The following is a 16,606-nucleotide window of genomic DNA, read 5'->3' on the forward strand; positions in this document are numbered from 1 at the left end:
ATTTTAGCTTGCGTGCCGCAGCACAGCGGCGATCCAGCGCAATGTCAATTTTTGCGACTTTTCCATGTGGGACGCGCGTCTGCACGGCACCATGTTCTCGTTGAGTCTGGCTCAGTCCTATTCATCAAGTAAAAATCCTAGCTTGTTTAGGATCAATCTCAACGGCGACCCAGAAAGCACGTTCTGGTCGTCAGGTGACGCGCAGACCGGCCGGCACATAGCCCGCGTTACAATGCCCGGCGCCCCGGAAATGTCCGCGCCGCCCTGCCCCACTCTTCCGATTTCGCCGCCTCACTCATGCTGACCACCGACTCCGATCCCATCGTCGCCATTGCCACCGCGCCCGGCCGGGGAGGCATCGGCGTCGTGCGCATTTCATTTGGACGCGCGGGCGAGGCCGCGGCGCAGCCGCTGATGCAGGTGCTGACCGGACAAGCGCTCGCGCCTCGTCACGCGAGTTATGTGCCTTTTTTCGACGACGGCGGCAACGCGCTCGATCGCGGCATTGCCCTTTACTTTCCCGCGCCGCATTCGTACACCGGCGAACACGTATTGGAGTTACAGGGCCATGGCGGGCCGGTCGTGCTGCAACTGCTGCTGCAACGTTGCATCGACGCGGGGCGCGGATTTGGCCTGCGGCTCGCCGAGCCCGGCGAGTTCACGCGCCGCGCCTTTCTGAACGACAAGCTGGATCTCGCGCAGGCTGAAGCGGTGGCCGATCTGATCGAAGCGAGCACCGAGGCCGCTGCGCGCTCGGCAGGTCGTTCGCTCGACGGCACGTTTTCGCGCGACATCCATGCTTTGGTCGAAGAAGTGATCACGCTGCGCATGCTCGTCGAGGCAACGCTGGATTTCCCCGAAGAAGAGATCGATTTCCTCGAAGCTGCCGACGCCCGCGGCAAGCTCACGCGCATTCGCGAGCGTCTCGCGCACGTGCTCGCCGAGGCACGGCAAGGTGCGCTGCTGCGCGAGGGATTGTCGGTGGTGCTGGCCGGTCAGCCGAACGTCGGCAAATCTTCGTTGCTCAATGCACTTGCCGGCGCTGAACTCGCTATCGTCACGCCGATTGCGGGCACGACGCGTGACAAGGTCGCACAGACCATCCAGATCCAAGGCATTCCGCTGCACGTGATCGACACCGCAGGCCTGCGCGATACCGAAGACGAAGTCGAGAAAATCGGCATTGCGCGGACGTGGAGCGAGATCGAGCGCGCGGACGTGGTGCTGCATCTGCTGGATGCGCGCACGGGCATGACCGTGGAAGACGAAACCATTGCCGGGCGCTTCCCGGCCGGTGTTCCGGTCGTGCGCGTGTTGAACAAGACGGACCTTGTCGGCTTGCCGCCGGAGGCTCGCGCGCTCGATGCCGATTTCGACCTGAGCGAAGTGCGCCTGTCGGCGAAACAAGGCGACGGCGTGAGCTTGTTGCGCGACGAACTCCTGCGCATCGCCGGTTGGCAGGCCGGCGCGGAGAGCGTCTACCTTGCGCGCGAACGTCATCTGATTGCGTTGCGCGCCGCGCAGGACCACCTTGCGACGGCCGCCGCGCATGCCGATCAAAACTCGCAGGCGCTGGATCTTTTCGCCGAAGAACTGAGACTCGCGCAGGACCAGCTCAACTCAATCACTGGCGAATTCAGCTCCGACGATCTGTTGGGAGTGATTTTCAGCAGGTTTTGTATCGGCAAGTAGAACTGGGCATGCAAGCCGCCCTCAAATGCCTAAGACGGGACCGAAAGCCGCTTGAACGCGTTGTAAGCGAAACGGATCAACACGCTTTGTAGACCAATAACACCAGTTAATATTGGTACACAAACGCAAACAGTTTAAACTCGCTCTGTCGCGTACCAGCCACTCCAACATGCCTCGCCTAGCCGCCCCGCTCACCGAATCCCAGATACGCGCACTTGAACCGCGCGCCGCCCGCTACAGCGTCGCCGACGGCAACGGCCTCGTGATCGAAGTGATGACCACGGGCACGAAGATCTGGCGCTTCCGGTATTCGCTGAACGGCAAGCGCCAGCCGCTTGCGACCATCGGCGATTACCGGATGATTTCGCTGCGCGTTGCCCGAGCGAAGGCGCACAAGTACGCGGAACTCGTTGCGCAAGGCATTTCGCCGGTCGCCACTGCGCGCCGCGACCGCGGAGCCGAAGCGAAAGCCGACGTACTGCGTGAAGCAGCCGAGCTTTATATGGCGACCGAGATGGCCGGGAAGTCGGATGAATATCGACGCACCACGCGCCGCGCGCTCGACAAAGACGTGTTGCCCGCAATCGGCGGCATGCGGGTCAAGGCGGTGACCGCGGAGCATGTCGTCGCCATCTGCGAGGCGATCAAAAGCCGTGGCTCGCCGAAGATGGCGCTGCATACCCGCAACGTCATCAAGCGACTCTACGAGTATCTGATCGCTCGCCAACTGGCAACCGCGAACCCGGCGGAAGTCGTGCCGGCGCGCTCCATCGCCACCTTCGAGAGCCGCACTCGCGTGCTTTCCGGCGAGGAGATCGGCACGATGCTGCATTCGATCGAAACGTCGAGCATCCGCCAGCCGCTCAAGATAGCGCTGCATCTGCTGGTGCTGACGATGGTACGCAAATCGGACCTCGTGGAGGCGACGTGGGACGAGTTCGATCTCGACCGCGCGCTGTGGCGCATCTCCGCCGCGCGTCTGCATCAAGATACGGATCGGATCGTCTACCTGCCTCAGCAAGCGGTCGCGATGCTGCAACAGTTGCACCGCACGCGAGCAAGCAAAACCTTCGTCTTTCCGAGCGTAAGGGGCGACGACCGGCCGATTGCAAAGAGCATGCTAAACCAGGCGGTGAAGGCGCTTGGCCTGGAAGTCGAACATTTCGTTCTTCACGACTTCCGCCGGACGGCGTGGGCGCATCTGCGCGAGATGACAGAGCATGCACAACGGGACAAAACATCAGCGCAAACGCGACAAAGCGAGTCGCAAGGCGAGCCTGAATCCGATCCGACCGAGCAGCGGCAAATCGCCCAGCAATGGGCCGATTTCGTCGATGCAGAGCTCGACGGAGCGCGGAAAAGAGCCGTGGGCGCGGGATGATCGAAGGAGCAGGACGCACGTAAAGGCGAAATGCCCGCGACCTGCAATTTTAGGTACACAAAGACACGGCAGGCTGCTCCAAGCGACTGCCCTGTAAAGAAAACGGGCGTAGTTCACGAGGTTATTAATACATCGCCACTAGCGCAAAAGCGCCAAGCCATGCCCTCGCATCACGCGGCGCTTCTCTCCTGCGACTGATCGCCTACACTGGAGCAACGATGCAACCTTTTCGTGGAGGCTGCCATGTCTGAATCGTTGATCGCTTACCTGCTTGGGCCGACCGTGATGCTGCTGGTCGGCGGAGCAATCTGGGCGGCCTCCCGCTATCACCACAAGGCGGGACCGCAAAAGCTCGAGCGCTGGCTCGATACGCACTACGCTGAGTGGCTGCATCACAAGCACTGAAGCCGACGCCTTGCGGCGTCAAAACAAAAGGCCGTCGCAGTGAGCGACGGCCTTTCTGTCTGCAGCGTGCAGTTACGACGCGCCTACCACTTACCACCTGGGCGCAGGCTCACCATACTCGTACTGCTGCTGCGGCGCTCCGCACGCCACATAGCCGCGCTGGTACTGGTCGTAGCAGTAGCCCGGGGGCGGGCCCGCGTAAGCCGGTGCCGGCTGGTACACCGGCTGTGCATAGACAGGCTGCGCATAGACCGGCTGTTGATAGGCCACCGCGGGCGCAGGATTCAATATCGACGTCACGACCGCGCCCAGCACCGCGCCGCCGATCAGTGCGCCCACTACATCGCCGCCGCCACCGCCATGACCATGAGCCGACGCTTGCCCCGCGACGCTCAAGCTGCCCACCATCACTAACGCCACTGCTAACTTTTTCATTTTTCGCTCCCGCCGTTCAGGCATGGAACGAATTGTCGGCTACGCGCGCAGAAATAGATGCTGCAAGTGGTAACGACACATTACCTGTGTAACCACCACTATCAGCCGGTCGGATCAACGTTCCCACGACGCCGCTTGCACCGGCGCATCGTCGTAATACCGCTGACGCGCATCGCTCAGAACATGCCCCTCAAGCACGCCTTCGTCCTTTAGCGCTTTGAGCGCGGCCATGACGATCGCCTTGCGATCCACCTCGAAAAATTCGCGCAAAGCCTCACGTGTATCGCTGCGGCCGAAACCGTCCGTGCCGAGCGTCACGTAGCGGCGCGGCACGTATGCGCGAATCAGCTCGGGCACGGCTCGGACATAATCCGTTGCCGCGACGATCGGCCCCGCCGACTCGCCCAGCACTCGCGCGACGTAAGGCACGGCCGACGACGCATCGCCGTAACGCGCAAGCCGCTCCGCCGCCATGCCGTCGCGCTGCAATTCGCTGAAGCTGGTCACGCTCCACACCGCGGCGTCGATCTGCCAGTCGTCCTTCAGCATGCGTTGCGCGGCGATGACCTCGCCAAGAATAGCTCCGGCGCCGAGCAATTGAATTTGCGCCGGCGCGCCCTTCTCCGCACCGGCGGCAAGCGGATAAATGCCCTTCAGAATACCTTCGCGGATGGCAGCCACATCGCCGTCCGGTGCACAAGGCTGCGCGTAGTTCTCGTTCATCACCGTGACGTAATAGAACACGTCGCGCTGACGCTCGACCATCTCCCGCATCCCTTCGTCGACGATTACCGCAACTTCGTAAGCGAATGCGGGATCGTACGCGCGGCAGTTCGGAACGGTCGATGCCGCCAGATGGCTCGTGCCGTCCTGATGCTGCAAGCCCTCGCCGCCGAGCGTCGTCTTGCCCGAAGTCGCACCGATCAGGAACCCGCGTGCGCGCTGGTCAGCGGCTGCCCAGATGAGATCGCCGATCCGCTGAAAACCGAACATCGAGTAGTAGATGTAGAACGGCAGCATCGGCAGGTCGTGCACGCTGTACGACGTCGCTGCTGCGATCCACGACGACACCGCGCCCGCTTCCGAAATGCCCTCCTCCAGAATCTGCCCTTGCGTGTCCTCGCGGTAATACAGCATCGAGCCGAGGTCTTCCGGCTCGTAAAGCTGACCCAACGGCGAGTAGATACCGACCTGGCGGAACATGTTCGCCATGCCGAAGGTGCGCGCCTCGTCAGCGACAATCGGTACGACGCGTGGGCCGAGACCCGCGTCCTTCAGCAGCGCGGTCAGCATCCGAACGAGCGCCATCGTCGTAGACATTTCGCGGCCGTTGCAATCAAGCGCGAACTGGCTCCAGGAGGACATCGGCGGGACGATCAGCCCCTCCGACGCAACTCTCCGCCTTCTGGGCAGATAGCCTCCGAGAGCGGCCCGGCGAGCATGCAGGTATTGCATTTCCGGACTGTCTTCCGCGGGTTTGTAAAACTTCACCTGTTCGACGTCCGCGTCCGTGAGCGGCAAACGGAACCGGTCGCGAAACGCCTTGAGGTCGTCGAAATCGAGCTTTTTCTGCTGGTGCGTGGTCATGCGGCCCTGGCCAGCGGTGCCCATGCCAAAGCCTTTCATCGTCTTTGCGAGGATCACGGTCGGCTGGCCGCGATGCGCGAGCGCTTTTGCGTAAGCCGCATGCAGCTTGCGCACGTCGTGACCGCCGCGCCGCAAGCGGTCGATCTCCTCGTCGCTCAGTTGTGCGGCGAGCGCGGCCAATTCGGGGTTCTGGCCGAAGAAGCGCTCGCGGTTGTACGCGCCGTCGTTCGCCGAAAAAGTCTGGAACTGGCCGTCGACCGTATTCGCGAACGCGCGCAGCAAAGCGCCGCTGTGGTCGCGCGAGAACAGCGCGTCCCAGTCCGAGCCCCAGATCACCTTGATCACGTTCCAGCCGGCGCCGACAAAATGCGCCTCCAGTTCGTCGATGATCCGGCCATTGCTACGCACCGGACCATCCAGGCGCTGCAGGTTGCAGTTGATGACGAACACCAGATTGTCGAGCCCTTCACGCGCGGCCAGCGACAATGCGCCGGTCGACTCCGGCTCGTCCATTTCGCCGTCGCCGAAAAAGCCCCACACCTTGCGGCCTTCAGTGAGCGCGAGGCCGCGATTCGCGAGGTAGCGCATGAAGCGCGCTTGATAAATCGCGTTGATCGGCCCAATGCCCATCGAGCCGGTGGGAAACTGCCAGAAGTCCGGCATCAGCCAAGGATGCGGATACGAACAGAGCCCCGGCCCGCCGATCTCGCGACGGTAATGCCGCAGATTGTCCTCGGAGAGAAAACCTTCCAGATACGCGCGCGCATACACGCCCGGCGACGAATGCGGCTGGAAATACACGAGATCGCCCGTGCCCTCGCCCGCCCCCGGCATCGACGCGCGAAAGAAATGGTTGAAGCCGACTTCGAACAGATCGGCCGCCGATGCATAGCTCGCGATGTGGCCGCCGAGTTCGCCGTACGCCTTGTTCGCGCGCACCACCATCGCAAGCGCGTTCCAGCGCAGCGCCGCGGCAAGCCGCTCCTCGAGTTCGAGATTGCCCGGATAGCGCGGCTGATCTTCGGGCGCGATCGTGTTGCGATATGGCGTGACGTTGGTACGCGCCGATTCGACGCCGAGCGACACCGCGTGACTCGCCAGCCGGTCGAACAGAAACTGCGCGCGCTCGCGGCCCACGTGTTCCACGACAGCGTCGAGCGCCTCGAGCCACTCCGCTGTTTCCTGCGGATCGGCGTCCGCCGCCTCCGTGCGCTGAACGCCGAGGCTCCGTACCTGCTCACTACCGCTGGACAAATCCGTCATAGCACCACTCCGCATCGACACGCCGGTTCAAAATCGAGTGAGTCAATGGTACTTACGAGCCTGCAAAATGAGCGTCTCATTTGCTTGCCATCGCAGGCTGCGATAGGCTATTTATTCCGGATTTCGCCTTGCTCACGGAATATTTCATCTATGACCACGCCACCCAGACGGCTCGATCGGATCGACATCGGCATCCTGAGCCAGTTGCAGCAAAACGCGCGCATCACTAACGCCGACCTGGCGCGCTCGGTGAATCTCTCGCCCACGCCGTGCTTCAACCGCGTGCGCGCGCTCGAAAAGCTCGGTCTCTTCAAGCAGCAGGTCACGCTGCTGAACCCCGAGCCGCTCGGGCTACGCATCAACGTGTTCATTCAGGTAAGTCTGGAAAAACAGGTGGAGGACGCGCTGCTGCGTTTCGAGCAGGCCATTTCCGAGCGACCGGAAGTGATGGAGTGCTATTTGATGACGGGCGATGCCGACTACCTGCTGCGCGTGGTGATGCCCGATATGCAGACATTGGAACGCTTCATCGTCGATCATTTGACGAAGATTCCGGGCATTTCCAACATCCGCTCCAGCTTTGCACTCAAGCAAGTGCGGTATAAGACGGCGCTGCCACTGCCGTCGTCTGGATTGACGCTGACCGACCCGGACGACGTGGCGACCGACTGGCGCTGACGCGTCACCGCGCCTCGCTTCATTTCGCTTCGACCAAGGCGGTGCGCTGCTGTAATAGTGGCGGCCGACAATAGGCACGACGGCGTGCGTCAAACCTTACCCGCGACAAGCGTGCAACAAAAATCAGGAGAAAAAGCGATGAACTACGACGACAGCAATCCCTTCGCGAAGATTCTGCGCGGCGAGCTACCGTGCATCAAGGTCGCGGAAACCGATGCCGCGCTCGCCTTCATGGACCTGATGCCGCAAGCCGACGGCCATTTGCTCGTCGTGCCGAAGGAAGCGGCTGCGGAGATCTTCGACCTGTCGGACGCGGCGACCGTGGCATGTATGCGCATGACGCAAAAGCTTGCCATCGCCGTGCGCGCGGCGTTGCGCCCGGACGGCGTGTTCATCGGCCAGTTCAATGGCGCGGCTGCCGGACAGACGGTGCCGCATGTGCACTTTCACGTGATTCCGCGCTGGGAAGGTCAGCCTTTACGCATGCACGCGCGCGACGTCGCGGACGCAGACACACTCGAAGCGCTGGCCAAACGCATTCGCGCGCATTGGCGAGCGGACTGAGCTGCGAGTCTTCAGTCTTCGGTGACATGCGGCGCGCTCGTAGAGTGCGCTCACCGCAGCGCACGGGCGCCGCGTTACAGCCGATGCCGCGAGCGGCGCAGCGGATGACGCCAGTCGACGCGACGCGGTCTCGCTTGCATGGGGCGCGTGTCGTGCAGATGCCGGTGTTCCTGCCACAATTCGTCGGAGAAAAGAAACGCGACGATCAGCAGCGGCAGGACGAGAAAAACGCCCAATATGAGGTTCTCGAGCACGGCGGCCTCCGTTCTCACGTTGCATGGTTTTTATTGTAGAGCACCGCACGTACCTGCAATGTCGGCCAGTTGCCGTCCAGGTGCGGCGCATAACGCTGAACGATGCCTGGCATCGTTTATCTTCTGCATTTACACCGTTATATCCGCCGCTTTAACAGGTGGGCGAAATGACTTTGTGTGCAATGCACCAAGCGCCCTTGCCGTTACTAATAAATCGCTTAAATCGAATATCGCGTTAACGCTAATACGGCCCGCAAAGCATTACTGGTTAAAGCCGTGCGCGGATGGAGTCGCTTAGTTATCCCGCTTAATTTGGTGTCTTTGATGCGTCGCCGAACCATCCTTCATATAACGCGCACGGTGCGACAATCTGCCACTGTTGCGACCGCACACAAGATGTGCTTGTGGTTCCTGCACGTTCTCCTAAAGTGCAAGGTGCGGGCTAGACGATGGAGTTAAATACATAGCTAACCTGAGCATTCGGCCCGCACCCGGAGGAACATATGAAAACTCGACTCGCCCTGGTTTTCGCCGTTGCAAGTCTGGCTGCCGCAAGTGTTCAGGCGCAAGACGTCATGATCAAGCCGCAGCAAACCATTCAGTTCAAAGCCAACTCGTACGGCTGTTTGTCGAAAGACAAGCTCGACGCCGTCAATGAGCACGCGCAAGCCGGTGAACAGCAGAAAATGCAGGAGTTCTTCTCCGGGTATCAATGCGTTTCGACGCCGGAGAATTCGAGCTTCCGCGTCGTGCGTGTCGTCGGTCACGACTTCGAGTTCGTGAATGCCAGCAATAGCGACACGCAAGGCCTCTGGGCGAACGATCGATTCATCAAGCAATGATCTTATAGAACACTGAGTGCGCAGACTTTCGGCGAGTTGCCGGAACGACATGCGCTCCAGTGAATTCTCTGGCTTTAAACGCCGGAGACTGTGAGTCTTGTGCTTAAAAAAATCGGTTGGACATTTTTTAATGTCCGGCCGATTTTTGTTTGTGCGACGTGTACGTGCGATGCCCGTAAAAAAGCCGATGCGGTTATGTGGAACCGCATCGGCAGCACGCCTTCTCGCAAAGCGCAGGAACAACCGTTTAACTCTTCAAACGACTCGCGCCGCTCAGTGCGAGTCGCGCGGTACCGGCGCGCCGCTGGAGCCCACCAGGAAGTCGAGATCCGCGCCCTGATCCGCCTGCAGCACGTGCTCGACGTAGAGCTTGTAGTAACCGCGCTTCGGCGACTCGGGCGCCTGCCACGCGGCTCGCCGGCGCGCGAGTTCGTCGTCGCTTACGTCGAGATGCAGGCGTCGCGCTTCGACATCCAGCTCGATCATGTCGCCGGTCTGCACGAAAGCCAGCGGACCGCCCGCGGCTGCTTCGGGCGACACGTGCAACACCACCGCGCCGTACGCTGTGCCGCTCATGCGTCCGTCGGAAATACGCACCATGTCGGTAATGCCTTTTTGCAGCACCTTTTTCGGCAACGGCATATTGCCCACTTCGGCGAAGCCCGGATAACCCTTCGGCCCTGCGCCTTTGAGCACCATGATGCAGTTTTCGTCGATGTCGAGCGACTCGTCGTCGATCTTCGCGTGCAGCTCTTCGATGTTTTCGAACACGACCGCGCGGCCTCGGTGCTTCAGCAGTTCCGCAGTGGCCGCCGACGGCTTGATCACGGCGCCGTTCGGCGCCAGGTTGCCCTTGAGGACCGCGATGCCCGCCTTCGGCTTGAACGGCTCGGCGAACGTCGTGATGACTTTCTCGTCATGGTTGGGCGCGTTGCGCACGTTGTCCCAGATCGTCTTGCCGTTCACGGTCAGCGCCTCGCGATGCAGCAGCCCTTGCTCGCCCAGTTGCTTGAGCACCGCCGGCAAACCGCCCGCGTAGTAGAAGTCTTCCATCAGGTATTCGCCTGACGGTTGCAGATTCACGAGACACGGCACGTTGGAGCCAAGCTCCCAGTCTTCCAGCGAAAGCTCTACGCCAATGCGCTTCGCGAGCGCGATCAGATGCACGACGGCGTTGGTCGAGCCGCCAATCGCCGCATTCGTGCGGATCGCGTTTTCGAAGGCCTGGCGCGTGAGAATCTTGTCCATCGTCAGATCTTCGCGAACCATGTCGACGATGCGCCGCCCGGCCAGATGCGCGAGCACCTGGCGTCGTGCGTCGACTGCGGGAATGGCGGCGTTGTGCGGCAAGCCCATGCCGAGCGATTCGACCATGGAAGCCATCGTCGACGCCGTGCCCATCGTCATGCAGTGGCCGCGCGAGCGGTTCATGCACGACTCCGCCTCGGTGAATTCTTCCTGCGTCATCGAACCGGCGCGCACTTCCTCGGACATCTGCCACACGCCTGTGCCCGAGCCGATATGCTTGCCGCGGAACCGGCCGTTCAGCATGGGTCCACCCGACACTGCGAGCGCGGGCAGGTTGCACGACGCCGCGCCCATCAGCAGCGCAGGCGTAGTCTTGTCGCAGCCGACGAGCAGAATCACGCCGTCCATCGGATTGCCGCGAATCGATTCCTCGACGTCCATCGAAGCGAGGTTGCGGAACAGCATGGCCGTCGGTCGCAAATTGGTCTCGCCGAGCGACATCACCGGAAACTCCAGCGGCAAACCGCCCGCTTCATGCACGCCTTTTTTCACGTATTCCGCGAGCTCGCGAAAATGCGCGTTGCAGGGCGTCAGTTCCGACCATGTATTGCAGATGCCGATTACCGGACGTCCGTCGAATTCGTCGTGCGGAATGCCCTGGTTTTTCATCCACGAGCGATGCAGAAACCCGTCGCGGTCCTTGAGGCCAAACCACGCCTGGCTGCGCAGCGGCTTTTTAGTCTGGTTGGAATCAGCCATGAAATCTCCTGTTGGCAAACATGTAGGGCAGGGCGCGCGTCATTGCACGCTTAGTGCACGCGCTTGCTGCGGCGGAACTGGTCGAACAGCACCGCGAGCAGCAGGATCCCGCCGCGAATCAGGTATTGATAAAAAGTCGGCACGTTCATCAGGCTCATTGCGTCCTGCACGGAACCCATGATCAGCACGCCCACCAGCACGCCGGAAATCGTCGCGACGCCGCCCGTCAGCGACACGCCGCCGAGCACGCACGCGGAGATCACGCCGAGTTCGAGACCGACCGACGTCTTCGGATCGCCGAGACTCATACGCGACGCAAGCATCACGCCCGCAAAGCCGGTGACGAGCCCTTGCAGCACGAACACGGTGATCTTGATACGCGTGACGGGCAGACCCGCGAGCAGGGCCGCCTCGCTGTTGCCGCCGACCGCCAGCACGTTCTTGCCGAACACGGTTTTCTTCAGCAGAAAACCGAACACCACGAAGCCGATGATGTTGCTCCAGATCGGATACGAAATGCCGAGGAAGGAGCCGCCGCCCAGATCGAAGAAGCGTTCTTCCGAAATCATCACCGCGTCGCCGCTCGACGTGATGAAGGCGAGGCCTCGCACGACTTCCATCATCGCGAGCGTGACGATCAGCGAATTGATCTTGTAGCGCGCGACCAGCACGCCGTTCACGAGCCCGACCGCGCCGCCGGCAAGCACGCCCGCGGCAACGCCGAGCAATACGCTATGCGTCACGGTGATCAACGTGGATGCCACGACCCCCGCAAACGCCACGATCGACGCGACCGACAGATCGACCTCGCCGAGCGCGAGCACGAACATCATGGTCACGGAGATCGAACCGATCAGCGTGACGGAAAGCAGCAGGCCCTGAATGTTTCGTGAACTCAGGAAGTCGGGCACGGTGAACGACAGCACCGCAAACAGGATGATGAAGACCATCACGATGCCGGACTTGTTGATCAGATCCCAGGTCCGCGCGGCGCGCGCGCTCAGGCCCGCGGAAGCGACGGCTGGCGTGGAGGGGTCGGTCGATGGTGTGTGCATGATGTGTGTTCCGTTTCAATGCCGCGTGGTTCGGTTCGACGGCGCGATTCAGTTGCGTTCGGTTCAGGTGCCTTCTTCAGGGGCCTTCATTTGTCTGGCACCTGAGGCCAGCATGTGTTCTAGCGAGGCAGCGCGAGCTTGATGAGCGCATCGGGTGTCGCCTGTGCTTTCGGCAGATCGCCGACCAGGCGGCCTTCCTTCATGACGATCACGCGGTCGGTCACGCCGATTACTTCGGCAAGATCGCTCGACACCACGATCACCGTACGTCCCGCGTCCGCGAGCCCATACAGCAGACCGTAAATTTCGCTGCGCGCGCCGACATCGATGCCGCGCGTGGGTTCGTCCATCAGGAACACGTCGATGTCTTCCGCGAGCCAGCGCGACAGAATCACCTTCTGCTGATTGCCGCCCGAGAGCGTACCTATCGGCGTCTCGCCGTTGCGCGTCTTGATCGCGAGCTTGCCGATGAACTCTTTCGCGGTCTGCGCTTCCTTGCGTCCGTTGAGCACGTTGAAGCGGCTGAAGTGCCGGCGGCAACTGATGTTGAGGTTGTCCGAAACCGAAGCGATCGAAACGATGCCTTCCTGCTTGCGATCTTCGGGACACAGCGCGACGCCCGCGCGCACTGCGTCGCGCGGCGTGGCGAAGCGCACCTGCTTACCTTTGAGCGTGATGTCGCCGGCCGTGGGTTTGACCGCGCCGTAGATGAGCTTCATCAGTTCGGAGCGCCCGGCCCCGACGAGTCCGAAGAAGCCGACGATTTCGCCTTTGCGTGCGGAGAATGTGGCGGGTTCGCGCAGGCCGGGTCCCATCAATCCCTTGACGTCGAGTTGCACGTCGCCGACATCGCGCATGCGATAGCCATACACGTCGGCGATCGAACGGCCCACCATGCAGCTGATCAGACGGTCACGGTCGAGGCCTGCGCCTGCGTCAAACGTGTCGATGCGACGGCCGTCGCGAAACACGGTGACGCGATCGCACAGTTCGTAGACTTCATCCATCCGATGCGTGACGTAGATGATCGCGCGGCCTTCGGCACGCAACGCGCGAATGATCCGGAACAGTTGCGTGGTCTCGCGCGACGACAACGAACTCGTCGGTTCGTCGAATGCGATCACGCGCGCATCGCGCATCAGCGCCTTGCCGATTTCGATCATCTGACGCTGACCGATCGACAGATTTTTCACCTGCTGCGACGGATCGATTTTTTCGCCGAGGCGTTCGAGTTCGCGCACCGCGCGCGCGACGAGCGCCTTTTCGTCCAGCACACCGAAGCGGTTGGGCAGCGCGCCGAGCATCAGGTTTTCGGCCACCGTCAATTCCGGCACGAGGTGCAGTTCCTGATAGATGATCGCGACACCCGCCGCAATTGCCGCCTTCGTCGTGGTGAACTGCTGCTCCACGCCATCGAGCGACAACGTGCCCGCCGCCGGCTGGTTCACGCCGGACAAGACCTTGAGCAGCGTCGATTTGCCGGCGCCGTTTTCACCCATGAGGCCGTGCACTTCGCCGCGACGCACTTCGAGCGACACCTGGTCGAGCGCGAGCACGCCGGGAAAGCGCACGGTGATGCCGTCGAGTTGCAGATACGGCTCGGTCGAAGCGGGCACAGGCGAGGGCGTCTGTAGCGGCGCGTCGGCACCGCTAAGGGATGTCGCAGTGTGTGAGGACGTCATCAAAAAACCTCAATGGTGGACAAGCTGTGCGGGCCGCTCTCGCGTCAGGCAAATGCGAGGCGCGGCCCGCCGCGTGCGAAGTCGAACGCGGCTTAAATGCCGAGTTCTTTACGCACGTCCTGCCAGTTGCCGCGCACCATCAACTTGCCGGTGGTCTGCGTATCGGCGGGCGGCTGCTTGCCGTCCTTGATCCATTCCACGAGGTTCTCGGTGCTCTCCTTGCCGTGCATCGTCGAGCTGACGGCGATCGTGCCGTAGAAGCCCGTCGGCTCTTTCTTCTGGAACTCGGCGAAAGCCTCGCCTGCACCGTTGATGCCGACACCGATCACGTCCGCTGCCGGAATATGCAGCTGCTCGGTAGCACGCACGCCGCCCAGCACGCTTTCCTCGTTGAGCGCAAAGATCACCCACTTCTTGATGTTCGGATGCTTGGCCAACACCGGCGACGACGCGTTGAAGCCGCCTTCGTCGTCGGTCGTCTTTTGCGGGGCGTCGAAAATGTTTTCCTTCTTGAAGCCGCCGGCGAGCAGCGTTTCCGTCGCGCCGTCGGTACGCAATTTCGCGGTCGGCAGTTCGTAGTTCGTGATGCGCAGTGCGCCGACTTCCTCGGGCTTCCAGCCGCGGCGCTTCATTTCGTCGCTGATTGCCTGGCCGACCTGATTGCCGATCTTGAACGCGGACATGCCGAGGTGCGGCACATTCGCGAGCGGCTTGCCGCTGGAATCGACCAGTTGATCGTCGACGGTGACGAACTTCATGTTGTAGCGCTTGGCGCGCGCCTGAATGGCCGGTCCGAGACGCACGTCAGGCGCGCAGATCACGAAGCCCTTCGCGCCCTGGGCGCCGAGATTGTCGATCGCGGACAGCACTTTCTCGCCGTCCGGCGTGCCGATGTTCACCACCGAAAAGCCGTCCTTCTGACCGAGCGCGGTCGCGGCTTTCTGTTCGTTGATAAACCACGCCTGCTCCGGCATCTTCACGAGGAAGCCTACTTTGAGCGGCTGGTCCGCGTGCGCGGAAAGTTGGGCGGCGAACGGCGCGGCGATTGCGGCGGCGGCGATCGCGGTTAGCGTCAAACGGCGAAGCTTGCTGGTCATTTCTGTCTCCTGAGGTTGAAAAGCTGCATTGATTTCGTTTATGTGCAGCGAGGCGATACGCGGCGGCGCTAGCCGGGGCGTAAAAACTTGGCTATGGAATCGAGGCGGGCGGCCGCGCGCAAAAAGGTCTTCACGATCAGCTCGCGACGTACGCCGTTTTCACGGCCGTCCAGAATGCTGCGTCGGTCGAGCCGTACGCGGACGCCTTGCGCCCGCCACCAGGCGCGTGATGCTCCACGGCCGAGGTCGGCAGGTTGATCGTGACGAGACCGCTATGCACGTGACGGCGGAAATGCCGCGCGCGGCTGAGCGAGCGCGTACAGATGCCGGCGCATAGACCGTAAGCGGTGTCGTTCGCGAGATGCAGCGCGTGATCGTAGTCGTCGGCGCGGAGCACGACCGCGAGCGGACCGAAGATTTCCTCGCGCGCAATGCGATGTTCCGGCTCGCCGACGAACAGCGCGGGCTCGAAAAAGTAGCCGCGTGTCGCGCGTTCCAGTTGACGGCCGCCGTGCAGCAATTGCGCGCCTTCCTGCTTGCCGATTTCCACGTAGTCGAGATCGCGTTCGAGTTGCGCGGCGTTCGCTACCGGGCCCATGTCCGCGCCGTGCTTGAGCGCGTGGTCCACGTTGAGCCTGGCGAGCTTCGTCTGCAATGCGTCGACGAACGGCTCGAACATCGAACGTTCGACGATCAACCGCGCCGCCGCTGTGCTGCGCTGGCCGGTCGAGCCGTACGCGCCGGTCAATGCGGCATCGACCGCGCTGTCGAGATCGGCGTCGGCCAGCACGACAAAGGGATTCTTGCCGCCCATTTCCAGTTGCACGCGCGCCTGGCGCGCGGCAGCAGCTTGCAACACGCGCGTGCCGGTTTCCGCCGAACCGCTGAAGCTGATCGCCGCAACGAGCGGATGAGCGACGATTCGCGCGCCGACCTGCCGGCCGCTGCCCATCACGAGATTGAAGACACCCGCGGGCAAACCGGCGCGGCTCACGATCGACGCGAGCGCCGCCGCGCAAGCCGGTGTGGATTCAGCCGGCTTGTAGACCACGCAATTGCCGTGCGCCAGCGCCGCGCCGATCTTCGCTGCGGCGATTGCGAGCGGCGCGCTCCACGGCGCGATGATGCCGACCACGCCGAGCGGTTCGCGCGTCATGTCGATTTCGACGCCCGCGCGCGCCGACGCAAGCGGTTCGGCATACGCGCGCTGTGCATCGGCGGCGAACAGCTTGAACGTCTGACCTGCGCGCGTCGCCTCGGCCAGCGCCTCGGGCAATGTCTTGCCGACTTCGCGCGCGAGCAGTCGGCCGAGTTCGTCGCGGCGCACCAGCATTTCGCTGCCGATTGCGTCGAGCGCGTCGGCGCGACGCTGCGCCGAACTGAGCGCCCATTCGCGGAAGGCCGCGCTTGCCGCTTCGATCGCGCTATCGGTTTGCCGGACGTCGGCACGGACATATTCGCCGACGGGTTCGTCCAGATCCGACGGATTGAGCGAGACACCCGTGGTCGCACCCGTCTCCCATCCGCCATTGATGTAATGGCGCAGCGGGCTGGCAACGAGCGGGACGAGCGGATCGCGGTTCATCGACGGAAAGGCGCCACATGAGAAGCTTAAAGTCCACGAATGGTATGAGTGCGCGCAATAACTTTCCAATCCCTTTTTG

At 62.2% G+C, this 16,606-nt stretch carries 14 protein-coding genes; 6 read left to right on the forward strand and 8 right to left on the reverse strand.

All coding sequences use genetic code 11. The features are described from left to right. Positions 1–297: 297 nt before the first annotated feature. From mnmE to SB753_RS21170, 3 genes are all read left to right on the forward strand, one after another. Positions 298–1,692, forward strand: coding sequence for a tRNA uridine-5-carboxymethylaminomethyl(34) synthesis GTPase MnmE (mnmE, locus tag SB753_RS21160; RefSeq protein ID WP_310355349.1), 1,395 nt, complete (start codon positions 298–300; stop codon positions 1,690–1,692). Positions 1,693–1,861: 169 nt separating this feature from the next. Continuing rightward, positions 1,862–3,073: a tyrosine-type recombinase/integrase gene (locus SB753_RS21165; RefSeq protein WP_410801671.1), complete on the forward strand. Its 1,212-nt coding sequence runs from the start codon at positions 1,862–1,864 to the stop codon at positions 3,071–3,073. Positions 3,074–3,316: 243 nt separating this feature from the next. Further along, positions 3,317–3,478, forward strand: a complete 162-nt coding sequence (locus tag SB753_RS21170; RefSeq protein ID WP_165572585.1) for a hypothetical protein — start codon at positions 3,317–3,319, stop codon at positions 3,476–3,478. 90 nt (positions 3,479–3,568) lie between these two features. Here the strand turns inward: SB753_RS21170 and SB753_RS21175 are convergent, their stop codons facing one another. Together SB753_RS21175 and mdeB are read right to left on the reverse strand one after the other, a co-directional pair. Next, entirely contained in the window at positions 3,569–3,913 is a 345-nt protein-coding gene (locus SB753_RS21175) for a hypothetical protein (protein WP_027776862.1), read from the reverse strand. Positions 3,914–4,027: 114 nt separating this feature from the next. After that, positions 4,028–6,763 (reverse strand): alpha-ketoglutarate dehydrogenase, encoded by a 2,736-nt coding sequence (gene mdeB, locus SB753_RS21180; protein WP_410801673.1) that lies wholly within the window; start codon positions 6,761–6,763, stop codon positions 4,028–4,030. Between the two features lie 150 nt (positions 6,764–6,913). On the opposite strand from mdeB, the gene SB753_RS21185 reads away from it, so the two are divergent. Continuing rightward, positions 6,914–7,441 carry an Lrp/AsnC family transcriptional regulator gene (locus SB753_RS21185; RefSeq protein ID WP_087752385.1) on the forward strand — a complete coding sequence of 176 codons (528 nt, stop codon included), beginning with the start codon at positions 6,914–6,916 and terminating at the stop codon, positions 7,439–7,441. Positions 7,442–7,579: 138 nt separating this feature from the next. Beyond that, positions 7,580–8,005, forward strand: a complete 426-nt coding sequence (locus tag SB753_RS21190) for an HIT family protein (RefSeq protein WP_087752386.1) — start codon at positions 7,580–7,582, stop codon at positions 8,003–8,005. Between the two features lie 74 nt (positions 8,006–8,079). Here the strand turns inward: SB753_RS21190 and SB753_RS21195 are convergent, their stop codons facing one another. Further along, the gene (locus tag SB753_RS21195) at positions 8,080–8,259 is read right to left on the reverse strand and encodes a hypothetical protein (protein WP_088176051.1); all 180 of its coding nucleotides are present in this window, start codon (positions 8,257–8,259) and stop codon (positions 8,080–8,082) included. A 503-nt stretch (positions 8,260–8,762) separates the two neighbouring features. Between SB753_RS21195 and sap1 the strand changes: the two genes are divergently transcribed. After that, entirely contained in the window at positions 8,763–9,101 is a 339-nt protein-coding gene (sap1, locus tag SB753_RS21200; protein WP_020067361.1) for a surface attachment protein Sap1, read from the forward strand. Positions 9,102–9,374: 273 nt separating this feature from the next. On the opposite strand, the gene SB753_RS21205 is transcribed toward sap1, so the two are convergent. From SB753_RS21205 to SB753_RS21225, 5 genes are all read right to left on the reverse strand, one after another. Next, the gene (locus SB753_RS21205) at positions 9,375–11,108 is read right to left on the reverse strand and encodes an IlvD/Edd family dehydratase (RefSeq protein ID WP_020067362.1); all 1,734 of its coding nucleotides are present in this window, start codon (positions 11,106–11,108) and stop codon (positions 9,375–9,377) included. Positions 11,109–11,158: 50 nt separating this feature from the next. Beyond that, positions 11,159–12,163 (reverse strand): L-arabinose ABC transporter permease AraH, encoded by a 1,005-nt coding sequence (gene araH / locus SB753_RS21210; RefSeq protein WP_020067363.1) that lies wholly within the window; start codon positions 12,161–12,163, stop codon positions 11,159–11,161. Between the two features lie 119 nt (positions 12,164–12,282). Then, a complete protein-coding gene (gene araG, locus SB753_RS21215) occupies positions 12,283–13,845 on the reverse strand; it encodes an L-arabinose ABC transporter ATP-binding protein AraG (protein ID WP_410801676.1) in 1,563 nt (520 codons plus the stop codon). Between the two features lie 92 nt (positions 13,846–13,937). Continuing rightward, positions 13,938–14,942 carry an arabinose ABC transporter substrate-binding protein gene (locus SB753_RS21220; RefSeq protein WP_020067365.1) on the reverse strand — a complete coding sequence of 335 codons (1,005 nt, stop codon included), beginning with the start codon at positions 14,940–14,942 and terminating at the stop codon, positions 13,938–13,940. Positions 14,943–15,078: 136 nt separating this feature from the next. Beyond that, positions 15,079–16,527 (reverse strand): aldehyde dehydrogenase family protein, encoded by a 1,449-nt coding sequence (locus tag SB753_RS21225; RefSeq protein WP_410801678.1) that lies wholly within the window; start codon positions 16,525–16,527, stop codon positions 15,079–15,081. Positions 16,528–16,606: the final 79 nt, after the last annotated feature.

This window comes from Paraburkholderia sp. SIMBA_053 (assembly GCF_046534895.1).
In the GTDB taxonomy this organism is placed as follows: Bacteria; Pseudomonadota; Gammaproteobacteria; order Burkholderiales; family Burkholderiaceae; genus Paraburkholderia; species Paraburkholderia caledonica.